We start from the raw sequence: 22,993 nt of genomic DNA on the forward strand, positions 1-22,993 counted from the left end.
TGGGCGGACGGTCGGTGGCGCCGGGGGTGTGGCGGCGCCGGGGCAGGTGGCGCGCCTCGGGGCCTGGGCGGGTGGCGCGCGCCGGGACCTGGGCGGGTGGGCGGTGGTGCGAGCACGGTCCGTGCATCGCCCGTTCATCCGCGCCCTTTCGAAGCCTCGTCGAGCTCGTGTACCCTCGGGCGGATGGCCGATGACGTGTTCGGGATCGTCGGCACGACCCAGGGGGCGTTCAAGGTAGAGCGGGTCGTCGCCGAAGGTGGGTTCGGCGTCGTCTATCGGGCGTACCACGAGGCGTTTCGAGCGCCGGTCGCGCTGAAGTGCCTCAAGGTCCCGGCGACACTGCCCGAGCAGCTGCGCGTGCAATTTCTTGAAAAATTTCGTGAGGAAGCGGAACTTCTGTTCCGCCTGTCGGCCGCGATCCCCGCCGTCGTCAGGCCGCTGCACCACGACGTGATCTCGGCCGCGACCGGCGCCTTCGTGCCGTTCATCGCGCTGGAGTGGCTCGAGGGCCGCACGCTCGCGAGCCACATCGCCTCCCGCGCGGCGATGGGAGCGCCGCAGCTCGCGCCGGGGGAGGTGATCCGGCTGCTCGCGCCGGTCGCGCGCGCGCTCGAGGCGGCGCACCATTTCCCCGGGCCGAGCGGCCCCACGTGCGTGGTCCACCGCGATCTCAAGCCGGCGAACATCTTCCTCGCCCAGATCCATGGCGCGGAGGTCGTCAAGATCCTCGACTTCGGCATCGCCCGCGCCCGCGACGCCGCGACGGTCATGGCCGGCCAGACCACCACCACGTCGGGCGGCCTCTCGACGGCGTTCACGCCCGCCTACGGGGCGCCCGAGCAGTGGGCGCCGAAGCGCTTCGGCAAGACGGGCCCCTGGACCGACGTCTGGGGGCTCGCCGTGACCGTCGTCGAGGCGCTCGCCGGCCGCGAGATCATCGGCGGGGATCACGTGGCGATGATGGGCACGGTGCTCGACGAGAAGCGCCGCCCCACGCCGAGGAGCGAGGGCATCCTCGTGCCCGACGCGCTGGAGGCCGCCTTCCGGCGGGCGCTGGCCGTGGATCCGCGCGAGCGCTTCCGGGACATCGGGGCGTTCTGGGACGACGTCGAGCAGGCGCTCGGGTTGCCGAGGAGCGCTCCGCCGATCGCGGTGCCCAGCCGGAGCCACGCGCCGGCCGCCGCCCGCGTCCGCTCCTCGGTGTTGCCCGCATCGCCCTCGCCGCCGGGATCGACGCGGTCGCAGGATCTCCTCCAGGGCACCGCCCTCGCGGCGCCGGCGGCGTTCGCGGAGGCGACGGCCCGGGAGCTCCACCTGCCGGAGCGCGGCGGCGGCCGTTTGCAGCCGCACAGCCTCCCCACCGAGCCGGTCGTGCCGCTCGCGCTCGACTGGTCTCCTCCCGCGCCCGCGCCCTTCGCGCGGCCGTCCTATGCGCCGTCGAGGATGCCGCCCCCGATGATGGAGCGCGCGCCCGCGCGCCCCAGCCTGAGCACCGGGGAGCTCATGGCGATGTTCGCGTTGCCCGTGCGGCTCGCCGGCGCGGGCTTCGTCATCACCCTCCTCGATCTCGCGGCCGCCTCGCTGCTCTTCGGCGGCCAGCGCATCGGCGTGGGCCCCATCGGCGGCGTGGGCCCGATCGGGCTCTTCCACGTCGCGGTGGGCCTCGTGGTCCTGGGCATCGGGATCGCGGTGTTCCGGCTGTTCTCGTCGGACCGCTAGCGCAGCCCATGCCCGCGAAGCCGCAGGACCTGGGCGACACGCGATGGGACGACGTCCGCGTCTTCCTCGCCGTCCATCGGCACGGGAGCCTGGGCCAGGCGGGCGCGCGCCTCGGCCTCGACACGTCCACCGTCAGCCGCCGCTTGACGGCGCTCGAGGCGTCGCTCGGCGCGCGCCTCTTCGACCGCACCCGCGACGGCCTCGTCCCCACGCGCGTCGCCGAGCTCGTCCTGCCCGCCGCCGAGGCGATGGAGGCCGCGCACCGGCGCCTCGCGCGCGACGCCTCGGGCGCCGAGGCCGACGCCGAGGGCGTCGTGCGCCTCAGCGTCGCGCCGGGCTTCGCCGACTCGTTCGTGGTCCGAAGGCTCCCGCGCCTCCGCGCCCTCCACCCCAAGATCCGCGTCGAGCTCGACGCGTCCGTCCGCGTGCTCGATCTCACCCGGCACGAGGCGGACCTCGCCCTCCGCTCGATCCGGCCGGAGGGCGCCGACCTCGTCGTGACGAAGCTCGCGTCGGCCCGCTGGGTCGCCGCCGCCTCGGAGCAGCTCGTGGAGCACGCCGGCCCCGTCGAGGCGTGGGACGCCGTGCCGTGGATCGCCTGGGATCGCGACCTCACCAGCTTCCCGGCGGCGCGCTGGCTCGCGCGCCACGCCCCCGGGGCGGAGATCGCCCTGCGCACGAGCTTCTTCGTCTCGCAGCTCACCGCCGCGGAGATCGGGCTCGGCGCCCTGCTGGTCCCCGAGCCGTACCTGGAGGTGCATGCCCTCGCGCCGCTGAGGTTCGCGAGCGCGCTCGAGCCGAGCGCGGCGGAGTGGCCCACGGACGATCTCTGGCTCGTCGGCCACCGCGCCCTGCGCGACGTCCCCCGCGTCGCTGCGGTGTGGAGCTTCCTGATCGACGAGCTCAGGTCGCTGTGAGCTCTGTCACTCCTCGCGCTGCACGCCCGTCGATCCGTAGCCGCCCGCGCCGCGCGCCGTCGGCGCGAGCGCGGGGACCAGGACCACGTCCGCGAGGGCGACCGGGCAGATCACGAGCTGGGCGATCCGATCGCCGCGGTGCACCGTGAACGGCGCTGCGCCGAGGTTGATCAGGACGACCTTGATCTCCCCGCGGTAGTCCGGATCGATCGTCCCGGGGCTGTTCAGCACGGTGACGCCGTGGTGCAGCGCGAGCCCCGAGCGCGGCCGCACCTGCCCCTCGTGACCGTCGGGGAGGGCGACCGCGTAGCCCGTGGGCACGAGCTTCCGCTCCCCGGGCGCGAGCGTCACCGGCGCCTCGATGGCCGCGCAGAGATCGAGCCCGACGGCTCCCTCGGACTGGTAGGCGGGGGGAGGGACCTCGATCGGCCCCACGCGGAGGAAAGGCACCTGGATGCGCACGCGGCGGAGCCTAGCCGGTCACGGGCGCGGCAGCAGCGCCTCGAGCGCCGAGCCCCGGAGCGCCTCGAGCGCCGAGTCCGACCACGCCCGCGCCCGATCCGAGAACCCGGCCTCCACCGCGCGCCGGAGCAGATCGAGCGCCCCGTCGAGGTTCCCGTCCTTGGCGCTCGCGCGCGCCGCGTCGTACGCGTCCTGGCCGAGGCCCACGCGGCGGAAGATCGCCTCATAGAGCCGCGCCGACCAGTCGAACGCGCCGCGCTCGAACGCGATCTCCGCCATCCGCCGCGCGTCGTCCTCCGAGAGCTGCTCCACGATGTCCAGCGCCACGGCCGCGGCCCGCGCCACCTCGCCCTGCTCCACGAGCACCCGGATCAGCGGGCCCGCGACCTCCTTCCGGTCGTCGCCGGCCTCCCGGGCCGCCTCGAGCGCCTTCCGCGCCTGCTTCAGCTCCCCGAGCGCGAGGTGCACCGCCCCGACCAGCGCCGGGTCCGGCTCACCCTGCTTGCGCGCCTGCGCGAGCGCTTCCCCAGCGCGCTTCTCGTCGCCGAGGAGCAGGTGCGACCAGCCGATGAGCTCGTGCGCCTCCCGCAGCGCGCGCTTCGGCGGCGCCGGCGACTGCGCGAGCACCTCCGCCGAGAGCGCCATCGCCTCGCCCGTCCGCTCGTCCTCCACGGCCCGGCGCGCCCGCTGGAGCAGGACGGCCGTCTCGGGCGGCATCGGCTCCTCCTGGAACTCCGCTCGCCGGCGGTTCATGGAGGGCGACGGCGCCGCCGGCTCGCTGCGGAACCGCTGCAGGCTCTGGAACGCGGACATGACGAGGATGAACGAGAAGAAGAAGAACCCCGCCCTCAGGAAGAGGATGGCGAGGAGCACGGCGGCGACACCCGAGATGGCCGCCGTCAGCCGGGCCCGCTTCGGGCCGAGCGCGTGCTCGAGCACGTGGCCGCCGTCGAACGGGAGCACGGGGATCAGGTTGAGGACGCCCCACACCAGGTTGACCTTGATGAGCAGCTCCACCCCGCTCAGCGCCATGTCCGGGAGGGCATAGAGCGCCGGGCCGTAGCTGAGCACGAGGTGAAGGAGCCCGGCGACGGCGAAGCCGGCGAAGGGGCCTGCCAGGCTGATCAGCACGTGCTGGAGCCGCCCGAGGGGCAGGAGCGAGCGCCAGGTCGTGGTCCCGCCCATGAAGTGGAGCGTGATCTCCGGCTCGATCCGGTACCGCTTGATGGCGAGCGCGTGGCCGAACTCGTGCATCAGGACCGACAGGAAGACCACGAGGATCCAGACGAGGAACAGCTGGTACTGCTGCCCGGCCAGGAACCCGTACCCGAGCAGGGCGGCGGAGAGCCAGAACCCGAGCTGGACGTCGACCGAGACTCCAAACAGACGGAAGCCCATGCGCATGTAATAAGCCGTGCGGGCCGTTCGCTCAATGATTGCCGTGCGGACGCGGCCGGCCGTAGAGTGCGCGCCGCGCACGCGGCCGCGCGGACGCGGCGCCGGGAGCGAGCATGGGCAGGGAGATCCGGGTCAGGAGATGGGCGCTCGCCGGGGTCGCCGCGGCGGGCATGGCGTGCGGCGCCGCACCGGCGCCCGCGCCGTCCCCCGGGGCCGCGCCGGCGCCCGCGGCGCCGCCCGAGGCCTCCGCGCCGGCCGCCGCCCGCCCGCCTGGGGCCTCGGCGCCGGCCGAGGCCGCTGCCGCGCCGACGGCCGCCGTTCCCCCCGAGTTCGAGGTTCCGCCCAACACGGCGGTCCTCCACGTCGGCGACTCGTTCGCGGTGGCGGGCTTCGCGCAGGCGCTCCGCCCGAGGATGCGGGCGCACCGCGTGCGCTACGCGGTGAAGGCGGAGACCAGCTCGTACACGGTGACGTGGGCCTCCAGGATGGAGCTCCTTGTCGCGAACTACCAGCCGGACCTCGTGATCATCAGCCTGGGCGCCAACGAGGTGGAGAACGTCAACCCGCCGGCCCACGCCGGCGCGATCCGCCGCATCGTCAAGGCGATCGGCGGTCGCCCGTGCGTGTGGGTGTCGCCGCCGCTCTGGCGCAAGGACACCGGCATCATCGACGTGATCCGGACGAACTCGGCGCCGTGCCGCTTCTTCGACTCCGACGCGCTGGTGCCGGGCCCCCTCCCGCGCCAGAAGGACAAGATCCACCCGAACGAGGTCGGGGGCGCGCGCTGGGCCGAGGCCTTCTGGAGCTGGCTCACGGCGGAGCACCTCCCGGCCGGCGAGGCGGCGCCGGCGCGCAGCCCCTGGGCGCTCCGGCCGTCTCCGCCGGAGGAGCACCGCTCCCGGGCGGAGGCCCCGGAGAGCGCGGCCCAGCCGGGCGCTCAGGTGTCGGAGCGGCGGGCGGAGTGATCGTGAGCTGACCGGCCGGTGCCCTACGCCGCCGACGTCGCGACGCCCGCGCCGCGGTGGACCAGCCCAGGATCGTGGCCGAGCGCCCCTGCGATCGCCGCCCTCACGTCCCGCATCAGCCGGTTGCGGCCCCCGGCGCCGTAGGGCGCCGGATCGATCGGCGGCATGATCGTGACCACCACCCGGTGGTGCTCCTGCACCACGAAATCCTTGGCCCGGAGCACGTGCCGTGTGCCGTCGATCGCCACCGGGAGGATGGGCGTGTTGGTCTCGATCGCCATCCGGAAGCCGCCGCTCTTGAACGGGAGGAGCGCGCCGGTCTTGCTCCGCGTCCCCTCCGGCGCGATCCAGACCCGGGTCCCGTCCTGCAGCATGGACGCGCCCACCTGCAGGCTCGCGCTGGCCTGGACGTGATCGCTCCGGTTGATCCGGATGAACCCCGCCGCCTTCATCGCCTGGCCGAAGATCGGCACGTTGAACAGCTCCTTCTTGGCGATCATCCGGAGCCGCCCGGGGATCGCGCGGAACACCACCGGGATGTCGAAGAGGCTCTGGTGGTTCGACATCACGACGAACGGCCGCGCGCCCGAGGCGTGCTCGCGCCCGCGCACCACCAGATCCACGTCCGCGTCCTCGAGCACCTTGCGCGCCCACCAGTCCAGCCGCTCATCGCAGCGCTCGAGGGTCACACGCCCGATCATCGCGTCCACCACGGTCGGAAAGCAGATCCGGGCAGTGTCGAAGATTCCCATGAACGTCGTCTGAAGGCTCATCGCTCTCTTCCCGCTGGTTCCGCTGAAAGGTGAGGGGATCGCGTGGCGCGCTGACGACCGAGCAGGCCCTGCCGTACGCGGCGGGCAAGCGGGCCCCGAGGGGCGCCGAGCTCATCCAGGGCTCATCCAGCACTCGTCCACTGCTCGTCCGTACGCGAACGCCGCAAAGTATACCACTCAACCCCCGGCTGTGGTGCCGGTCACGGTCACTACCACACGGCGCGCGTGGGGAGAACTACGGTGCTCCCAGACATACAGGGCTTGCCAGGTCCCGAGCGCGAGGCGGCCGCCGGAGATCGGGATCACCTCGCTCGAGCGGGTGATGGCGCTCCTGAGGTGGCCCGGCATGTCGTCGGGGCCCTCGTCGTCGTGCTCGTACTCGCGGCTTTCCGGGGCGAGGCGGGACATCCAGCGCTCCAGGTCGCGGAGGACGGCCGGATCGGCGTTTTCCTGGAGGATGAGGCTCGCGGACGTGTGCTGCAGGAACACGGCGCAGAGCCCGACGTCGACGCCCGCGCCGGCGACGACGCCCGCGACCTCGCGCGTGATGTCGACGAAACCCCGGCCGTTCGTGCGGATCTCGAGCGTGCGCTGGACGATGGTGGTCACCGCGCCATCTTAGCCGCCTTCCGCGCGGGCGCCCGGCACGACGTCGACGATGAGCCCCCAGCTCGTCCATCGCTGGAACCACACGCCGACGCGCTCGGCCAGCGCCCCGCCCGCCCCCTCTCCGCCGCCCGTCGTCTCGTCGCCGCAGGCCTCCGCTCCGTGGGCTCCGGCCGCCACCTCCTCACACGCCGGGACGAGCGGTACGCCCCGCCCGAGCGCCTCGAGGAGGGCGAACGCCGGCGGCTCGAGCTCCTCGAAGCGGATCGTGAGATCGGCGCCGCGGAACACGGCGAGGCGGACGGGGCGGGGCGCGGGCAGCGCGGGCGACCGGCCCTGCTTGAGCTCGCTCCGGAGGACGTGCGCCGGGTGGCCGAGCCGCACCAGCGCGAGCAGCGGGTGAAGGACGATCCTGGCGGTGGACCAGCCGTCCGCCGGCATGCCCGTCACCTTCGCCGGATCGAGCGGAGGGGGCGAGGCGCCGTCGAACAGATCGACGAGGGCGTGCTCGTACCGCGCCACGTCGCGCGCGAGATCCCGCAGGGCAGGGGGGAACCCCTCGTGGGCGCCCGCGAAATCGGCGACGTATCGCCCGAGGTCGCGCAGCGTGAAGCTCGCGGGCGGGTGCGCCGCGAGGTAGGCCCTCGCGAACGCGTCGAAGCCGTCGTCGCCGAGGACGTGCGCCAGCGCGGGGTAGTCCTCGCGGAGCGCGTCCCTGTGCCGCAGCCAGAACTGCCGCCGGTAGATGTCGGCCTGCTCGGCGGGCGCGAGCCGCTCGCTCCCGGCGACGTGCTCGCGGCACAGGCCGGCGAGCTCGGCGTCGTCCGGGAGCGGCGCGCCGGCCGTGAACATGCGGGTGAGCTGGCCCATCAGGGCGGCGAGGCCGGCCGGGGGCGCGGGGTCAGGCGGCGCGCGCACGCGCCACCTCCTGCCGGATCGCCCGCGCCTTCTCCGCCTCGGCGGCGAGGACCTCGAACGAGGGGATGTCGTCGTCCCACTCGATCAGCGTCGAGACGTCGCCGGCGCGGGCGACCGCGCGCCGGTAGAGCGCCCACACGGCGTCGACCACGTGATCGCTGTGGGTGTCGAGGATGTACGCGCCCTGGTGCGTGTGGCCGGCGAGGTGGAACTGCACGATCCGGTGGTGCGGCACGCCGTCGATGTAGGCCTCCGGATCGAAGCCGTGGTTGTACGAGGAGACGTAGACGTTGTTGACGTCGAGCAGGATGCCGCAGTCGGCCTCCTCCGCGACCGCCGAGAGGAACTCCCACTCGCTCATCCGGCTGGCCGTGAAGGTCAGGTAGCTCGACACGTTCTCGAGCGCGAGCCGGACCTCGAGGAAGTCCTGCACCACCCGCGCCCGCGCCGCGACGTGCCGCACGGCCTCGTCGGTGTACGGCAAGGGGAGCAGGTCGTGCAGGTTGATCCCGTGCGCGCCCGTCCAGCACAGGTGATCGCTCACCCAGGGCGAGCCCACCCTGGCGAGCAGCGCCTTCAGCCGGCGCAGGTAGTCGAAATCGAGCGGATCCGTGCTGCCGATCGACAGCGAGACGCCGTGCTGGACGAGGCGGTAGCTCGAGAGGACGCGCTCGAGGTTGGCGATCGGCATGCCGCCGTCCACCATGAAGTTCTCGCTGATGATCTCGAACCAGTCGACCCGGGGCCGGTGCTCGAAGATGTGCCGGTAGTGCGGGATGCGCAGCCCGACGCCGACGCCGAGGTCGGGGAGTCCCAGCCGCATCCGTTCGGGGTTCACCATGGTTCACCGCGAGCCTTGCTCAGGGGTGGAGGGATGCGCCGCGGCGCCTCACGGCCCAGCGGATCCGGCGGATCCGCGTGGCATGGCCCGACGGCCCAGCGGATCCGGCGGATCCGCCGGATTCCGCCGGGCCGGGCGCGCCGAACCTACGACGAGCAGTCGGCCGGCTTGCAGCCGCCCTTGCCCTTGCACTCGTTCTGGCCGGCGCACGCGTGGCTCTCGCTCTTGCAGCCGCCCTTGCCCTTGCACTCGTTCTTGCCGGCACAGCACGCCTTCGCGGCGTTCTCCGGCGCCGCGGCCGGAGGCGCATCGGCCGCGGGGGCGGCGCCCGTCTCGGGCGCGGGCGGAGGCGACGAGGCGCAGCCCGCGAGGCCCGCCACCATGCCCGACACCGCCGTCAACGCCAACGTCTTGCCCATGTCGATCGTCATCTGATCCTCCACGCTCGTCTTCGTCGCGATCACCGAGCCCACCGCGCGCCTCGCCAGCATGGCGCGCCCGCGCGCTGGAGCCCGTCGGGGCTCGCCGGCCTCTCGACCGCGCTGAGCCCATCGGCTACGCGTCACTACGCCCGGCTGGTTCCACGGTTTCACTTCGGACGCGTTGATTCTTCATTCAACTCCCCGTAAGTGAGCGGGGTTGACCTCCACGCCCACGCGAGCCCCCCCTGCGTGCACGGCGTCCGGCGGCGTAGCCTGTGCGGCTGGGGCGCGCGGCCAGCGTGCAGCGTTCCATGCACGACGTAACTCCCTCCGGACGGCAGGCGCAAGACAAAGCGTCCAGCGCGGCGCGCCGGCGCCGTGGCGCGTCCTCGTCCACCCGCGTCGCGGGGCGCTCCCCGTGCTCGCGGCGCTCTCGCTGGGGGCGTCCGGCTGCGGGGGGGCTCCGCGCGCGGGGGCCGGCGCGGCGGGTGATGCGGCCTCCGGGCGCGAGCTCCCGGTCGAGGCGATCGCCGCCGAGCTCGAGGCGATGAGCGGGGCGATCCTCGAAGGGCGGGAAGCGACGTTCCGGGACATCCTGGCCGACGCGATCGCGAAGGACGCGTACCTGTGCCGGCCGGCTCCGCGCCGCGTCTTCTCCGGGGCGCGCGGCGACGTGCCGGAGGGGGAGCGGCGGATCGCCGGGGTGATGCCGCACTACGGCCTCTTCTTCGGCCCGATGAGCTACCTCGTGCGGCGGCGCGGCGGCGCCTGGGAGGTCGACGTGCGGATCGCGGTCGACCCGCCGGAGGGCGCGGGCTGGCTCGAGCTGCCCGACTGCGCGCTCTCCGCCCGGCTCGGGGGCGCGATCGCGTGCCGCGGGACGCCTTATGCGCGCTCGGGATCGACGGACGCCTGCCCGGGCTCCGGCGTGTTCACGGCGAGGGCGACGCCGGCCGCGATCCGCGCGCTGCTCGCGCGCTGGTCGGACGAGGCCGAGGGGTACTGGAACCGCGACGCGCGCGCCTTCGGGCTGCCGGTGCGCTACGACTTCGACTTCGTGCTGGCGGACGAGGCGCGCGCGCGGGCGCTCCGGGTCGACCTTGCGGTGCCGCTCTCGCCGACGTGCGGCAGGACGCCGTACTTCAGCGCGATGCGGGCCGGCTGGTCGCTGCCCGTGCTCGCCCACGAGGTGGGGCACGTGCTCGGGCTGCTCGACGAGTACGAGGCGCTCTCCGGGATCGTCCGCTGCTATCCGAAGACGCCGTTCCCGGGCGCCGAGATCAGCCGGATGGGGCTGTCGATGAAGGAGGAGACGCGGCTGCTGCCGATCCATCACTACCTCGTGCTCCGCCGCTTCTTCTGCCGCGAGCCCGCGTCCATCGACCCGTATGCCGGCGCGATCCGCTGACCCGACGCCGGCGCGATCCGCCGAGCGCTCCACGCGGCCCCGCGCCTGCCGCCGCCTCGCGGCCGCGGCTTTCGCCTACGTCAGCGCCGCGGCGCTCGCGTGGACGGGGCTCGCGGGCTGCCGCTCGGAGCCAGAGCGCGGCGCGGCGGACGCGGGGCCTGGCGCGGCGGACACGGGAATTGGCGCGGCGGACGTGGCGCCGCCGCTCGTGGGGGCGCCTCCGGGGCCGAGGGCGCTCGCGCCGCCGGCGGAGCCGCGCTGTCCGCCGGAGATGGTGCGGATCGCGCGCCGGTTCTGCGTCGATCGCTACGAGGCGGTGCTGCTCGACAAGGAGACGGGGCTCGAGATCTCGGCGTTCTATCCTCCGTCGCGCCAGGCGGCCGCGTCCGTCGAGCGCGTGTGGTCGAAGATGCGGCTGCAGCTCGGGGACGACGAGGCGCGCCGCATGGAGCTGCCGCTCCTGCCCGGCTGGCAGAAGCAGCGCGAGTTCGAGCCACGCGCGGTGTCGCGCAAGGGCGTGCTCCCGCAGGGCTACACGACCGGCGCGCAGGCGGATCTCGCGTGCCGGAACGCGGGCAAGCGGCTCTGCTCGCTCGACGAGTGGCGGACGGCGTGCCGCGGCGAGCGAGACGAGCAGTTCCCGTACGGGCCGACCTACGCGGACGGGCGGTGCAACGTGTTCCGCGAGCACCACCCGGCCGGCGTGCTCCACCGCGACGTGACGCTCGGGCACAGCGATCCTCGGCTCAACCTGGTGCGCGTCGCCGGGGCGCCGCTCTTGCGGCGGACGGGCGAGACCGCGACGTGCGCGAGCGCATGGGAGGACGATGCGGTCGCCGACATGGTGGGCAATCTGGACGAGTGGATCGACGATCCGGAGGGGACGTTCGTCGGCGGGTTCTATGCGCGCGCGACACGCGAGGGGTGCATGGCGCGCGTCGCGTCGCACGACTTCACGTATTTCGACTACTCGACCGGCGTCCGCTGCTGCTCGGATCTGCGCGCGCCGTTGTGACGGCGCGCGCTGCCGGGGGCTGCCGGACGGGCGGCGACGATGCCACTGTCCGGCAAGCCGGAGGGGCGCTGGTGCCGGTGAGACGGGAGGCGCAGAGCCCGTGGCGCCTCGCGCTTTACTCCCGCCCGGCCAGTCCCTGCCGGACGACCTCCCTGGCAACGAACGGGCTCCATTCCTGGAGCAGCTCCAGCGGCAGCCGTCCCTCCAGGTACGGCGTGTAGTACAGCTCCCGTGCGGCGATGCACTCCCTGTCGTTGAGCTTCAGTCGCTCGATGGTTGCCTGGACACGCTCGCGCACCTCATCGTGGAGGCATTCCGCTGGGAGCACCTGGAGGAACGAGAGCTCCAGGACGAACCATCCGTCGGGGATCTCGGTCGGATCGAGGGCGTCGTCGAAATCGCGTTTGCGCGCGTTCATGAGCGAGCACACGAAGCGGAAGTTGCTCCACTCGTACGCGAGCTCGCGGCGCTTCGACTTCGGCGCGACGTGATCGACCGAGCGCGCGCCGGTGCCTCGCGGAACGAGCACGCACAGATAGGCGCAGATGCTGCGGTAGCTATCGCGGAGGTCGTCCAGGCACTCCCGCCAGGTTGGGGGTAGGTGCTCCGCGTTCGCGGCGAGGGCGCGCAGGCCGGGCTGCCGGACGAGCGCGTCGAAGCGCGCAGGCTCCGGCTGGAGAGGTACGTGGATCACGGCGTGAGCCCGGCCTGACGCGCCCTGACGAGCCAACGCGCCCAGAAGGGATCGGTGTCCTTGAGCACGTCGTGCAGCTCTTCGTGGATTCGCTTCACGTCCTCAATCGGCAGATTCGGCCGCCGCATCGCGGCCATGGCGTCGAGGATCGCCTTCTCTGCCTCGACGGAGCGCGCCTGCGCCAGATCGAACACGTCGGACGTGAGCCATGCGGAGGCGTCCCCGCGCGCCTTCCATGCGGGCTTCGACACGGTGACCTCAGCCCCGTCAAGATCGAACAGGAAGAGCGCGTCGCGCGCCTCATCAAAGTGCGGCTCGGCGGACGCGAGGACCAGCGGCGCGTGCGTCGTGATGAAGAGCTGGGTCTCGATGGACGCCTCGAGCTCACGGGACACCCGGAGCAGCGCGGGCAGGATCACGCGCTGCCACTGCGGGTGCAGGTGAGCCTCCACCTCGTCGACGAGCACGACCAAGCTCCGCTCCGGCGCGGTGTTCCGGAGCCTCGCCGCCTCGACGTGCTCGCGCCACATCCAGACCAGGAGGTAGGCGAACGAGAGGATCCGCTTCATCCCGGCGGATGCGAGCAACACCGGGACACTGCCATAGGGCATGTCAAGGGTCGGGATGTCGCGGACGTCATGCAGCGAGACGCGGGTCGTGCTTGCTCCGGGGCGGAGGGTCTCCCCAGGATTCGGCGACAGGACCTCCAGCACACGCGTCAGCAGCTCCAGCGTGCTGCCACGCTGGAGCTGCCATGTGGCCCAGTCGCGGATCAGGCCGTTGCAGAGCACCGAGCCGTCGTAGTCGTCCGCGGTGAGCCCGTTCCAGATCTGGCCGGGCGTGAAGTGAAACCCCGGCACGGGTCCCATCGATTTCACGCCGAGCGGGAACTGCAGGTGCCCCGCTGGTCGAAGCGGGTCCCACACGGAGAAGCTGCCGTCGACCCGGGCGTAGAAGACGAGGCCGGAGCGCCTGGAGGCCCCGGGTGGATAGACGGTGTGCCAGTTTTGCTCCTCGAAGTCGAACGACGATGAGACCCGATGCACGACCTCCCCGTCACGCGTCTCCCTGACGATCTCTGGCTTGACCGCTGGGCCGCGTCGCGGCGCCGCGGGATAGCCGGGCCACGTGCCGGTCAGCGCGAACCAGCTGACATCCAGCACGAAGGTCTTGCCGAGTCCGTTGTCGCCCGCGAAGAGGTTGAGCCGCGGCGCGAGCTCGAACGCCATCGCGGGCGCCGGTCCGGTGTCGTGCAGCTCCAGCTTCTCAAGCATCGCGGCCCCTCTCGGTCGCCCGTGGTTCGTTCGGGCCGTGGCCGATGGGGGTCGCGAGCGGATGAGCGCGGAAGACGTGCCAGACCTTCTTGCAGAGGAGCTCCATCGGCTGCGTCGTAACCATGGCAACGCGTGATCTGCTGGGTCGCGCGGGAAAAGGCAAGAAAAGGCGCTCCTGCATGGCTTCGTCCGACCGCGCGGTGCCGCGGGGGAACGAGCCGTTCAATTGCGCCGCCGGGGCACTGGAGCCAGCGAGGCTCCGCACGGCACGGCCCTGCGTGGACCAGGGGAAGGCGGCCCAGTGTCGTCGTGAGGCCAAGCGCGGCGCTGCTGCGCGGATGTGCGCGCGGCGCGGTGACGGGCGCGCGGTCGCGGCGGAGCGGGACGATCTGGTAGCATCGACCGCTGCGCGGAAGGACGTCGCGCTCGTGCGACACCGCGGGGAGGACCATCGATGCTCGCAGCCCGATATCACGTCTACGATTCAGCGGTGCTCGACGCGCCCATCGAGGAGGCCTGGAGAGAGCTCCGCGATATCGTCACGCTCCTGCCGATCGTCTTCGGTGACGGCGTCAAGGACTACCGTTACGTGGACGGCGGCTCGGCGGAGACGATCCCGTCGCGCTTCGAGTTCACGCTCCACCCGTCGGGAGACAAGGCCGTGGAGGAGGTGGTCGCGCGATCCGAGACCGAGCACTCTGTCACGTACCGGCTGCTCGGGCAGGTTCTGGGCATCGAGGGGTACATCGCGACGTACCGGCTCCGCCGCATCACGACCGAGCCGGGCAAGACGTTCCTCGAGTGGCCCCGCGAGTTCGGCGTGGCCGCGGGCCACGATCCGGCGACGGTCGTCCCAGGGATCGCGGCCCTCACCGCGAAGGAGATCGTCGCCATCAAGGAGCACTTCGCGCAGCGCCGCCGCTCCGTGTGATGCGCGGCAGCCCCGGTCGAGCAAGCGGGGCCTGGGTGGAGCACCCACGGTTCGGCGAGGGATGGCAGCAGGGGCCGGCGTCGGATCGCGTCCGTCGGGAAGTGCTGGCGTCGGGGGAGCGTGACGGATCGCAACCGTGGGGCGGGGCTGGAGCCGAGGGGTCGCGACGGATCCGATCCGTTGGGATGGGGCGGCGCCGGGGGGCCGCAACGGATCGCAACCGTTGGGGGGGCCTGCCGCCGGGGGTCTGTAACGGATCGAGTGCGCGCGAGGGGCCTGCCGCCGGGGGTCTGCAACGGATCGACTCCGCTGGGGGCGGCCAGGGCTCGGGCCTGCTGCCGCGCGACAACCCGGGCCGTCCGTCCACGCGGCGCGCTTCGCCTTCCCGTGCGCACGCCCCTGTGACGAGGGCGCGCTCGAGAGGCTGCGACCTCCCCTGATAGCATCGCTCCGCCGCACATGGCGTTGTCGCGCTCGCGGCATCGGGAGGAGGGAGCCATGATCGAAGCGCGCTATCACGTCTACGACTCGGCGGTGCTGGACGCCCCCATCGAGGAGGTCTGGCAAGAGGTCCGCGATATCACGAAGCTCATCCCCGTCGTCTTCGGGGACAACGTCAAGGAGTACGGCTACGTGGAGGGCGGCTCCGCGGAGAAGGTGCCGTCTCGGTTCGCGTTCACGCTCGTCTCGGGGGAGAGCTCGCTGGAAGAGGTGGTCGCGCGCTCCGAGACCGAGCACACCGTCACGTACCGGCTCTACGGTCAACTCTTCGGCATCGAACGATACACCGGGACCTACCGGCTCCGGCGCATCACGACCGAGCCGGGTAAGACCTTCCTCGAGTTTCCACGGGAGTTCGGGGTCGCGGCAGGTCACGATCCCGCGCAGGTCGTCCCGACCATCGCCGCGCTCACCGCGAAGGAGGTCGCGGCGATCAAGGCGTACTTCGCGAAGCGCCGCCGCGCTGCGTGATCCTGCCGCCGCGCCACGAACATCGCGGCACGGCGGCCGCCCGAGCGCACTGCACGCCGGGCGCGCTCAGGTCGTGGGGCGGCCGACCGCGAGGAAGGCCTCCTCGCCCTTCGGGCGCCGCCGGTCGCGCCAGACGAGCGCCGCGGGCAAGACCAGCACGGCCGCGAAGAGGCACGCGAGCTCGCCGATGACCGCGGCGACGCCCAGGCTCCGCACCGCGTAGTTCTGCGAGCGGACCAGGGCGAGGTAGCCCAGCGTCGTCGTGAGGCTGCAGAGGATCACGGCGCCGCCCGTCTCGCGCACCGCGGTCAGCGCGCCGCCGGCGCCCTCCCGCGCGTACCGCTGCACGATGTTCACGGCGTAGTCGACGCCGATGCCAAACGTCAGCGGCAAGGCGATGAAGTTCAGGAAGTTGAGCTTCACGTCCATCAGCACGAGCAACCCCGCCATCCACGAGACGCCGACGAGCAGCGCGCCGAGCACCGCGAACGCCGGGCGGCCGCCGCGGAAGGCGACGAGCACGACGAGGACCGTCGCGGCCAGCGAGAAGAGCACCGCCGGCGGCACGTCGTCGATGACCGCCGCCCACATGTCCGCGTAGATGACCGCGCGCCCCGAGCCGCGGACGACGCTGCCGTCGGGGAGCCGCGTCTCGCGGTACGCGTCCGCCCACCGGAAGAGGTAGTGCGCGTCGTGCACGCTCTCGGGCGTGATCGGGCTGATGTACACGATGCGCCCGCGCGTCCCGTCGGTCTCGGTGAAGGCGCGCGCCACGCCCGCCGGCAGATCGTCGATCCCGAACGGCGCGAGATCGTCCGGCGGGATGACCGCCTGGATGCGGCGCCAGTCCTCGTCGCTCACGAGGCCGCGCTTCCGCGCCCTGAGGACGCGATCCTTGATCTCCTGGAGCAGCGGGAGCTTCTCCGCCTGATCCCGCGGGACCAGATCCTGGAGCGCGTAGATCTCCTTGAACGGCTTCTCGCCCTCGGGCGCCGCGTCGCGCCTCGCGTAGAGCGCGGCGCGGAGCGGCTCGACCTGCTCGGGCCGGTCCACGAGGATCGCCATGCCGTCGGTGCCGACGTAGCCGGTGATCTCCTCCGCGAGCGAGCTCAGGCGGATCTGCGCCGCGCGGGCCCCCTCGTCGTTGCGGAGGTTCTGGAGGTTGTACTCCATCGGATCGGCGCGCACGTAGCTCACCGCGGCGACGAGGCCGGCCGCGGCCAGGGCGAGGCCCGCGAGCGTGAGCGTGACGGGGCTCCGCGACGCGAGCCGCGCGAACGGCGCGCCGAACGCGACGCCGCCCTGGGCGCGCCGGCGCAGCCTGCCGAGCAGGCCCGGCGACTCCTGCTCGAGGGGGACGATCCGGTCCATCACCGCGAGGATGCTCGGCAGCGCGACGAACGTGGCGATCCAGCAGAGCACCATGCCGGCGCTGCCGATGAGGCCGAAGTCGTGAAACCCGCGGAACTCGGTGACGACCAGCGAGCCGTAGGCGGCCGCGGCCGCGCAGCCGGCCGTGAGCGTGGGCAGCCAGGTCTCGCGCTGGGCGACGCGCACGCCCTCGAGCAGGCTCGCGCCGCCGCGGCGCGCCTCGAGGTAGCGCGCCATGTAGATGATCCCGAAGTTGATCCCGTTGCCGGCGACGATCGAGAAGAGGAACCCGGTCGCCATGTTGAGGTGGCCGAGCGCGAGCTGGGTGGCGCCGAACGTCCAGGCGACGCCGATGCCGATCGTGATCAGCATGGCGACGAGCGTGCGCAGGCGCAGGTAGTAGAGGAACACGACAGCGGCGATGAGCACCGCGCCCGCGACGCCGACGTCGGTCAGGTCCTCGTTGATCGCCGCGTACTCGGAGATGCCGGTCTGAAGATCGCCGGAGAGGCCGTAGGTGATCCCGGGCTCGAACGAGGCGGGGCGCACGCGCTCGACGACCTCGCTCACGCGCCGGATCGCCTCGGAGCCGGCGGCGAAATCGCTGGCGATCACCTTCGAGCGGATGGCGACGACGACGGTCTTGCCGTCCTTCGACTGGTAGTAGCCGTCGGGGTAGCGCCCCGTGTCGACCCCCTGGAGGCCGAGGCTCTGCTCGATCGAGCTGGCGCTCACCTCGGGGGGCGGCTCGTCGTCGTCGAGCAGCGCGCCCGTCGCCTTGTTGACCTCGTAGGCGTAACGCGCCTCGATGTCGTCCCTGAGCTTGGTGAGCCTGTCGCGGTCGACGTAGAGCCCGGCGCGCGGCGAGAGGAAGCGGTAGGCCTCGTGCACCCCGTCCTCGACGCTGCCGACCCACGGGGGGCCGATCTTCTCGATCTCCGGGACGAGCGCGTCCGCGGCCCGCTGGAGCGCGGCGGTGGGCGTGCCCTCGCCGCCCTGGAGCACGACGAAGAGCGTGGAGACGCCGGCCGTCTTGGCCGCGACCCGGTCGAGCTCCTGCACGCTGGGCCGCGACGCCGGCAGCAGCGACTCGAACCCGGTCAGCACATGGAGCCGCGTCGCCAGGAAGAGGGCGATGACGGTGAGGATCCCGGTCGCGAGCAGCGGCAGCGCCGGCCGCTTCACCTGGAGCTCGGCGAGGCGCGACGCGAGCCCGCCGCCGCGCGACGAGGGCGGCGCGAGGCGGGGAGAGGGCTCGCGGGGAGCTTCACCGGAGCTTTCGTGTGAATCAGGGGAATCAGGGGAAGGAAACGGGCGGGGCGCCGGAGGCGGTGGCATGGGCGGAGCGGACATGAGACGGTGTGTGGTTCCGGGGCGGAAAGGGACGTTGGAAGGACGGTGGAAGCGCCGGGGTGAAAGCGCCGGTGGACCACGTTCTAGGGAACGGGCGCCCCGGAGAACAGCGGTCGTGTGCGGCGCGGCGACGGCGCGCCGCCGAGGTCCAGGTGGCCGCGGAGGCGCGCCGGGCCCGGGGGCGCTCCCACGGCCCCGCTGACCATGATGCGGTGTTCGGGATGCGCAACGACGATCTCGTGCGCCGCCTGATCGGTCACGAGATCGCCCGCCTCGCGGGGCGAAAAAGCGGCACTACAGGGAGCTCGTGGCCGGCTCTCGACGTCATTGCCTCCAGGGATGGGCGCCCGGCGTGCCTCCCGTGTCGAGTCCGCTCCCCTACGACGCCTCTCCCGCGGGCCTCGCGCGATCGGAGGGGGCCTGTGAAGCCTTGCTCGCGTCGCGCAAGGGCCAAGGCAGCTAGGGTGTCGCCGGCGGCCAGGCCCGCCGATCGATCACCTCATGAGGTATACGAACAGGCCCTGGTTCCGCGTGCCACAAATCCCGCCAGGGATCTGCCTCGCAAACGAAGAGAGATTCGACGCAAAGACGCGAAGAGCGCAAAGACGCGAAAATACAAAAATCGTTTTTTTGCGTCTTTGCGTTGAAAACTCTCTCCGGATCCCGGGCCGGACCTCTGGCGGGCGGAACTAGGGGCCCGGCGGGGTCGTGCCGGCGTCCGCGGCCCCCGCGCGGCGAGGCTTCGCAGCGCCGCCTGAGCCCGCGTCTCGGGGCGCGCCCGCGTCCACCGGCGCGGCGCCCGCGTCTCGGGGCGCGCCCGCGTCCACCGGCGCGGCGCCCGCGTCGGCCTCGGCGCCCGCGTCCGGCGGCGGCTGGTCGGGTGCCGCGGGGGGCGCGGGCGGCGGGGGCGCGGGCGGGAGCTCGCTCTCCCAGCACTCCGGCTTCGGGGGCGCCGCGAAGTGGACCGCGCGCGACGCGGCGTCGCCCTTCCGGGTGACGAGCTTGTCGGTCTTGTACACGGTCGCGTTGCCGCACGCGTACTCCGCGGCGTCCTTCGACTCGCGCGCCACCACGCGCGTCCGGGGCGCGCGCTGGTTCTCGCACTGGGCCCACTCGATCTCGTACTCGGCGTCCTCGTCGGAGAGGAGGATCCGGCTCGGCGGATCGTCCTTGGACCGGCGCCCGGTGAGCGTCGTCCGGGTGATCGGCTCCTTGCCCTCGCGCACCGTCAGCGTGACCGGGAAGCGAAGGCTACCGCGCATGTGCGCGCGCGTCGCGCCGATCTCGAAATCGGGGCAGATCGGCTCCCCGTCGATCGGGGACGGCACGGGCGGGCCGCCGCACGCGGCGCTGGCGAGGAAGCTGCCGAGGAAGAAGACGGCGAGGGGTCGGGCTCCGGGGCGGAGGTTCACGACGGGATTAGTCGTTTCCCCGGGTCCGCGCGTCAAGCGATCTTGGTCTTGCCCAGCTTCAGCACCCGATCGAAGTGCTCCTTCGAGACGGGCACCACGCTGAGCCGCGACCGCTTCAAGAGCGAGATCTCGGCCAGCGACTCGTCGCCGCGGATCGTGTCGAGGCTCACCTGCACCTTGAGCGGCGCGACCGGCTCGATGTCCACCACGCTCCAGTCCTCGTCGGCGTCGGCCGTCGGATCCGGGTACGCTTCGCGCTTGACGCGCGCGACGCCCGCGACCGCCTTGCCCTCGCTCGAGTGATAGAAGAGCACGAGATCCCCCTGCTTCATGGCCCGCATGTTGTTGCGGGCCTCGAAGTTCCGGACGCCGTCCCACATCGTCTGGCCGTCGCGCACGAGCTGCGCGAACGAATATTTCTGCGGCTCGCTCTTCATCAGCCAGTAACGGCGAGACATGCACGATCTCCAGGGCAGGCGCGAGGGCGGCGCCGGCCTCGCCGTCGCGCTCTCATCCTCGACGGACAGCCCGTCGATTTGACCGGCTACCCTAGCACCGCCCGTTCAGTCGGTGATCACGATCTTGGCGCCGTCCGGCGTTCGCCGCGCGATCTCGTCAATCTCGTCGTCGTCGAGGGCGATGCAGCCGAGCGTCCAGTCGCTCTCCTTGTGCACGCCCGCGAGCTGTCGCCCACCGCCGCTCCCTACGCCGTGGATGCCGATGCTGTGCCCGACGCCGCGGCCCGGCGGGACCTCGCCGCGCCGCTTGAGCTCGGCGAAGCGCGCGCGATCTTCCTCGTTCGGGTAGCTGACGATCAGGAACCGATGGAACAGGCCGTTGATGCGGCCCGCGACGCGGTACGTGCCGACGGGGGTGCGCCTGTCGCCCTCGTAGCGCTTCGGCCCCGGCCCGCCCGGCCCGAGGGCGACCCGGTAGGACCGGACGATCTTGCCGCCCGCGACGAGATCGAGCGTGTGCTCGCTCTTGTCGATCCGGATCTCGGTGACCGGCGGGGCACCGCCCTGGGCGGCGGTCAGGGAGGGGACCGTGTGGGTGAGGGAAGCGGCGAGCAACGCCGCGGCGAGGACAAGAGGGGGCCTGAGGAGCATGCCCGACCGTCGGCGCCGGGCTGGAGAGTGTGACGCCCGGTCGAGGCCTGCAGTATTCTCGATCGGGCGCGTCACACTCCGCGGCCGCGGCGCGATGCAGGGTCGATGAGCACGCCGATGACCACCGAGGACCGCAGCCCCGCGACGAACCCCCTGGCAGAGCCGGGGCTCCGCCGAGCCCTCGAGGATTTCGTGCGGCGGCGCGTCCCGAGCGGCGAGGTCGACGACGTGGTGCAGACGGTCCTCTGCGACGCGCTCGCGTCGCCGGGGCGCCCGGCCGACCCGACGGAGCTCCGGCGCTGGCTCCTCGGGATCGCGCGCCACAAGGTGGCCGACCACCACCGGCGCTCGGCGCGGGAGGCCGCGACGGAGCTGCCCGACCTGCCGGTCGGACCGCCGCCCGTCGAGGCGCGCGAGCTGGCGCGCTGGGCGGAAGAGCAGGCCTCCGCGAGCCGCGACGCCCGGCAGACGCTGTCGTGGATGGCCAGGGAAGGGGAAGGCGAGAAGCTCGAGAGCATCGCCGCCGAGGAGCAGGTGCCCGCCGCCCGGGTGCGGCAGCGCGTGTCGCGGATGCGGCGATGGATGCGGGAGCGCTGGATGGCCGAGCTCGCCGCGGTCGCGGCGCTGGCCATCCTCGCGATCATCGTCGCCCGGCTCCTGCGGTCGACGAGCGACGCGCCGTTGATCGCGCCCCTGCCCGAGCCGCAGCCGAGCGCGCCGCCCGACGGGCCTTCGCCGCCCATCGCGCCGCCCTCGCCGCTCGACGCGCTGGAGCGCGCGCGGTCGCTGCGGGCCGAGGCGCTGCGCGCCTGCGACGAGGCGGCCTTCCGCCGGTGCCTGGACCAGCTCGACGAGGCGGATCGGCTCGACCCGGCGGGCCGCGACGCGCCCGAGGTCGCCGCGGCGCGCGAGCGCGCGCTCGAGGCGCTCCGCGCGCCGACGGAGAAGACCCCGGCGCCCGTCAACGAGAAGCTCGACAAGAAGGACGAGAGCAACTCTCGCCCCGCGCCGAAGCCTCGCCCGAAGGTGGCGCCGCCGCCCGCACAGAAGCCCACCTCGTCGGTGCCAGCGGAGCAGATGCTCAAGGAACAGATGCTCAAGTCGAGGAAAGCAGCGCCGAAATCGAAGGCCGACGAGATGGATTTCCCGTCGGGGAAACTCTAGCTGCTCGCGCCAAGGGGCGAACGACGCGCCGAGATCGAGCCGAACTCGACGGCTCGCCGTCGCCTCCGGAGCGGGGGGCCGACGCGATGCCGAGGGGGAGCGGCGCGCGCCGCCGTACGAATCCATCTCGCAGTTTCCGGCGTAGTCGTCTAAACACGCTGGCGCTCGGCGCCATCAACGACGCCAAGGAGAGGAGCCCAGGAGATGCGAACGACGAGATGGCTTGGAATGGCATTCGCAGTGTCCCTGCTCGCGGCGAGCGCCGGCTGCGCGGTTGAGCCCCAGCAGCAGACCGCGAAGGCGCCGGCACCGCCGCCCGCGCCGCCGCCGCCTGCGCCGCCTGCGCCGCCCCCTGACGCGGACGCGGACGGGGTGCTCGACGACGGCGCTGACAAGTGCGTCGCCGAGAAAGAGGACGGCCTGCCGCCCGACGCCAAGGACGGCTGCAAGTCGACCGACCCGGACGGAGACGGCCTCGTGGCCGATGCCGACAAGTGCCCGACCGAGGCCGAGGTCAAGAACAACTACAAGGACGACGACGGTTGTCCGGACGTCCCGCGGGTCGCGCTGCTCGGCAACGAGGTGAAGCTCAACGAGAAGATCGCCTTTGCCGCCGGCAAGCCCGATATCGAGCCCGCGTCGCAGGAGCTCCTCGCGAACATCGCGCAGGTCCTCAAGGACCATCCGGAGATCCAGTTCGTCGAGGTCGCGGCCTACTCCGAGAAGCTCGCCAACGACGCCGCCACCGTGACGCTCACGAAGAAGCGCGCCGAGGCGGTGGTGAAGGCGCTCACCGCGCTCGGGGTCGAGAAGAACCGCGTGCGGGCCGCCGGCTACGGGGCGCACTGCGCGACCGATCCGGGCGAGACCGAGGAGGCGAAGGAGAAGAACCGCCGCGTCGAGATCAAGATCATGCGGCTCGACGGCAAGGACACCGGCGTCGAGCTCGCCTGCGCCGCGGTCGCCACCAAGGGCCTCAAGCCGGCCGGCGTGCCCGCGACCGCGCCGAAGGGCGCCGCGAAGGCCTCCGACGCGAAGCCGGTGGACCCGAAGGCCGCCGCCAAGCCCGCGGACGCGAAGCCCGCCGCTGCGCCTGCCGCACCGGCGCCCGCCGCCGCGCCGCCGGCTGCAGCGCAGCCCGCCGCCGCCGCGCCTGCCCCCGCCGCGCCCGCCGCGGCGAAGCCCGCGGACACGAAGCCGGCCGCGGCGAAGCCCGCGGACACGAAGCCGGCCGAGACGAAGCCCGCCAGCGTGAAGTAGGCGCTCGTC

21 protein-coding genes and 1 pseudogene are annotated in these 22,993 nt (G+C 72.8%); 9 read left to right on the plus strand and 13 right to left on the minus strand.

Annotated features, from left to right (window positions below; genetic code table 11):
• Positions 1-183: 183 nt before the first annotated feature.
• Positions 184-1,065 (plus strand): annotated as a pseudogene (locus tag WMF39_RS19110) (serine/threonine-protein kinase); the annotation flags it as partial.
• Positions 1,066-1,727: 662 nt separating this feature from the next.
• Complete coding sequence (locus WMF39_RS19115; RefSeq protein ID WP_437746922.1) at positions 1,728-2,636, plus strand: LysR family transcriptional regulator; 909 nt, start codon at positions 1,728-1,730, stop codon at positions 2,634-2,636.
• Positions 2,637-2,642: 6 nt separating this feature from the next.
• Here WMF39_RS19115 and dut read toward each other — a convergent pair whose 3' ends face one another.
• Positions 2,643-3,098: a dUTP diphosphatase gene (gene dut, locus WMF39_RS19120; RefSeq protein ID WP_437746923.1), complete on the minus strand. Its 456-nt coding sequence runs from the start codon at positions 3,096-3,098 to the stop codon at positions 2,643-2,645.
• Positions 3,099-3,116: 18 nt separating this feature from the next.
• Entirely contained in the window at positions 3,117-4,496 is a 1,380-nt protein-coding gene (locus WMF39_RS19125; RefSeq protein WP_437746924.1) for a M50 family metallopeptidase, read from the minus strand.
• 113 nt (positions 4,497-4,609) lie between these two features.
• Here WMF39_RS19125 and WMF39_RS19130 point away from each other — a divergent pair, with 113 nt between their 5' ends.
• The gene (locus WMF39_RS19130; protein WP_437746925.1) at positions 4,610-5,461 is read left to right on the plus strand and encodes an SGNH/GDSL hydrolase family protein; all 852 of its coding nucleotides are present in this window, start codon (positions 4,610-4,612) and stop codon (positions 5,459-5,461) included.
• A gap of 23 nt (positions 5,462-5,484) precedes the next feature.
• On the opposite strand, the gene WMF39_RS19135 is transcribed toward WMF39_RS19130, so the two are convergent.
• From WMF39_RS19135 to WMF39_RS19155, 5 genes are all read right to left on the minus strand, one after another.
• Complete coding sequence (locus WMF39_RS19135; protein WP_437746926.1) at positions 5,485-6,234, minus strand: lysophospholipid acyltransferase family protein; 750 nt, start codon at positions 6,232-6,234, stop codon at positions 5,485-5,487.
• A 177-nt stretch (positions 6,235-6,411) separates the two neighbouring features.
• Positions 6,412-6,843 (minus strand): secondary thiamine-phosphate synthase enzyme YjbQ, encoded by a 432-nt coding sequence (locus tag WMF39_RS19140; RefSeq protein WP_437746927.1) that lies wholly within the window; start codon positions 6,841-6,843, stop codon positions 6,412-6,414.
• A gap of 9 nt (positions 6,844-6,852) precedes the next feature.
• Positions 6,853-7,758: an HvfC/BufC family peptide modification chaperone gene (locus tag WMF39_RS19145; RefSeq protein ID WP_437746928.1), complete on the minus strand. Its 906-nt coding sequence runs from the start codon at positions 7,756-7,758 to the stop codon at positions 6,853-6,855.
• Positions 7,742-8,599, minus strand: coding sequence for an MNIO family bufferin maturase (bufB, locus tag WMF39_RS19150; protein WP_437746929.1), 858 nt, complete (start codon positions 8,597-8,599; stop codon positions 7,742-7,744). Before bufB ends, WMF39_RS19145 begins: the two co-directional genes overlap by 17 nt.
• Before the next feature lie 146 nt (positions 8,600-8,745).
• On the minus strand, positions 8,746-9,090 hold the full coding sequence (locus WMF39_RS19155; protein ID WP_437746930.1) for a hypothetical protein: 345 nt from the start codon (positions 9,088-9,090) through the stop codon (positions 8,746-8,748).
• 349 nt (positions 9,091-9,439) lie between these two features.
• Between WMF39_RS19155 and WMF39_RS19160 the strand changes: the two genes are divergently transcribed.
• Together WMF39_RS19160 and WMF39_RS19165 are read left to right on the plus strand one after the other, a co-directional pair.
• On the plus strand, positions 9,440-10,429 hold the full coding sequence (locus WMF39_RS19160) for a hypothetical protein (RefSeq protein WP_437746931.1): 990 nt from the start codon (positions 9,440-9,442) through the stop codon (positions 10,427-10,429).
• The gene (locus WMF39_RS19165) at positions 10,410-11,444 is read left to right on the plus strand and encodes a hypothetical protein (protein ID WP_437746932.1); all 1,035 of its coding nucleotides are present in this window, start codon (positions 10,410-10,412) and stop codon (positions 11,442-11,444) included. The genes WMF39_RS19160 and WMF39_RS19165 overlap by 20 nt, the downstream gene beginning before the upstream one ends.
• A 115-nt stretch (positions 11,445-11,559) precedes the next feature.
• Here WMF39_RS19165 and WMF39_RS19170 read toward each other — a convergent pair whose 3' ends face one another.
• Entirely contained in the window at positions 11,560-12,138 is a 579-nt protein-coding gene (locus WMF39_RS19170; RefSeq protein ID WP_437746933.1) for a hypothetical protein, read from the minus strand.
• The gene (locus tag WMF39_RS19175) at positions 12,135-13,412 is read right to left on the minus strand and encodes an AAA family ATPase (protein ID WP_437746934.1); all 1,278 of its coding nucleotides are present in this window, start codon (positions 13,410-13,412) and stop codon (positions 12,135-12,137) included. Before WMF39_RS19175 ends, WMF39_RS19170 begins: the two co-directional genes overlap by 4 nt.
• A 454-nt stretch (positions 13,413-13,866) precedes the next feature.
• Here WMF39_RS19175 and WMF39_RS19180 point away from each other — a divergent pair, with 454 nt between their 5' ends.
• Together WMF39_RS19180 and WMF39_RS19185 are read left to right on the plus strand one after the other, a co-directional pair.
• Positions 13,867-14,343 (plus strand): SRPBCC family protein, encoded by a 477-nt coding sequence (locus tag WMF39_RS19180; RefSeq protein WP_437746935.1) that lies wholly within the window; start codon positions 13,867-13,869, stop codon positions 14,341-14,343.
• A gap of 498 nt (positions 14,344-14,841) precedes the next feature.
• The gene (locus WMF39_RS19185; protein WP_437746936.1) at positions 14,842-15,315 is read left to right on the plus strand and encodes an SRPBCC family protein; all 474 of its coding nucleotides are present in this window, start codon (positions 14,842-14,844) and stop codon (positions 15,313-15,315) included.
• Positions 15,316-15,381: 66 nt separating this feature from the next.
• Here the strand turns inward: WMF39_RS19185 and WMF39_RS19190 are convergent, their stop codons facing one another.
• The 4 genes from WMF39_RS19190 to WMF39_RS19205 all read right to left on the minus strand — a co-directional run bounded on the left by WMF39_RS19190 (position 15,382) and on the right by WMF39_RS19205 (position 20,560).
• Positions 15,382-17,871 (minus strand): efflux RND transporter permease subunit, encoded by a 2,490-nt coding sequence (locus WMF39_RS19190; RefSeq protein ID WP_437746937.1) that lies wholly within the window; start codon positions 17,869-17,871, stop codon positions 15,382-15,384.
• An 857-nt stretch (positions 17,872-18,728) separates the two neighbouring features.
• The gene (locus WMF39_RS19195; protein WP_437746938.1) at positions 18,729-19,451 is read right to left on the minus strand and encodes a hypothetical protein; all 723 of its coding nucleotides are present in this window, start codon (positions 19,449-19,451) and stop codon (positions 18,729-18,731) included.
• Between the two features lie 32 nt (positions 19,452-19,483).
• Complete coding sequence (locus WMF39_RS19200; protein ID WP_437746939.1) at positions 19,484-19,909, minus strand: EVE domain-containing protein; 426 nt, start codon at positions 19,907-19,909, stop codon at positions 19,484-19,486.
• A 105-nt stretch (positions 19,910-20,014) separates the two neighbouring features.
• Positions 20,015-20,560: a L,D-transpeptidase family protein gene (locus tag WMF39_RS19205; RefSeq protein WP_437746940.1), complete on the minus strand. Its 546-nt coding sequence runs from the start codon at positions 20,558-20,560 to the stop codon at positions 20,015-20,017.
• Between the two features lie 117 nt (positions 20,561-20,677).
• On the opposite strand from WMF39_RS19205, the gene WMF39_RS19210 reads away from it, so the two are divergent.
• Both WMF39_RS19210 and WMF39_RS19215 read left to right on the plus strand, forming a co-directional pair.
• A complete protein-coding gene (locus tag WMF39_RS19210) occupies positions 20,678-21,724 on the plus strand; it encodes an RNA polymerase sigma factor (RefSeq protein WP_437746941.1) in 1,047 nt (348 codons plus the stop codon).
• 228 nt (positions 21,725-21,952) lie between these two features.
• Entirely contained in the window at positions 21,953-22,984 is a 1,032-nt protein-coding gene (locus WMF39_RS19215; protein WP_437746942.1) for an OmpA family protein, read from the plus strand.
• Positions 22,985-22,993: the final 9 nt, after the last annotated feature.

It is taken from the genome of Sorangium sp. So ce1504 (genome assembly GCF_051521635.1).
Classification (GTDB): domain Bacteria; phylum Myxococcota_A; class Polyangia; order Polyangiales; family Polyangiaceae; genus Sorangium; species Sorangium cellulosum_B.

Coding starts and splice junctions, on each gene's coding strand:
- WMF39_RS19115 (WP_437746922.1), top strand. CDS start 1,728: ATGCCCGCGAAGCCGCAGGACCTGGGCGACACGCGATGGGACGACGTC.
- WMF39_RS19125 (WP_437746924.1), bottom strand. CDS start 4,496: ATGGGCTTCCGTCTGTTTGGAGTCTCGGTCGACGTCCAGCTCGGGTTC.
- WMF39_RS19130 (WP_437746925.1), top strand. CDS start 4,610: ATGGGCAGGGAGATCCGGGTCAGGAGATGGGCGCTCGCCGGGGTCGCC.
- WMF39_RS19135 (WP_437746926.1), bottom strand. CDS start 6,234: ATGAGCCTTCAGACGACGTTCATGGGAATCTTCGACACTGCCCGGATC.
- bufB (WP_437746929.1), bottom strand. CDS start 8,599: ATGGTGAACCCCGAACGGATGCGGCTGGGACTCCCCGACCTCGGCGTC.
- WMF39_RS19155 (WP_437746930.1), bottom strand. CDS start 9,090: ATGCTGGCGAGGCGCGCGGTGGGCTCGGTGATCGCGACGAAGACGAGC.
- WMF39_RS19165 (WP_437746932.1), top strand. CDS start 10,410: ATGCCGGCGCGATCCGCTGACCCGACGCCGGCGCGATCCGCCGAGCGC.
- WMF39_RS19175 (WP_437746934.1), bottom strand. CDS start 13,412: ATGCTTGAGAAGCTGGAGCTGCACGACACCGGACCGGCGCCCGCGATG.
- WMF39_RS19180 (WP_437746935.1), top strand. CDS start 13,867: ATGCTCGCAGCCCGATATCACGTCTACGATTCAGCGGTGCTCGACGCG.
- WMF39_RS19185 (WP_437746936.1), top strand. CDS start 14,842: ATGATCGAAGCGCGCTATCACGTCTACGACTCGGCGGTGCTGGACGCC.
- WMF39_RS19200 (WP_437746939.1), bottom strand. CDS start 19,909: ATGTCTCGCCGTTACTGGCTGATGAAGAGCGAGCCGCAGAAATATTCG.
- WMF39_RS19205 (WP_437746940.1), bottom strand. CDS start 20,560: ATGCTCCTCAGGCCCCCTCTTGTCCTCGCCGCGGCGTTGCTCGCCGCT.
- WMF39_RS19210 (WP_437746941.1), top strand. CDS start 20,678: ATGACCACCGAGGACCGCAGCCCCGCGACGAACCCCCTGGCAGAGCCG.
- WMF39_RS19215 (WP_437746942.1), top strand. CDS start 21,953: ATGGCATTCGCAGTGTCCCTGCTCGCGGCGAGCGCCGGCTGCGCGGTT.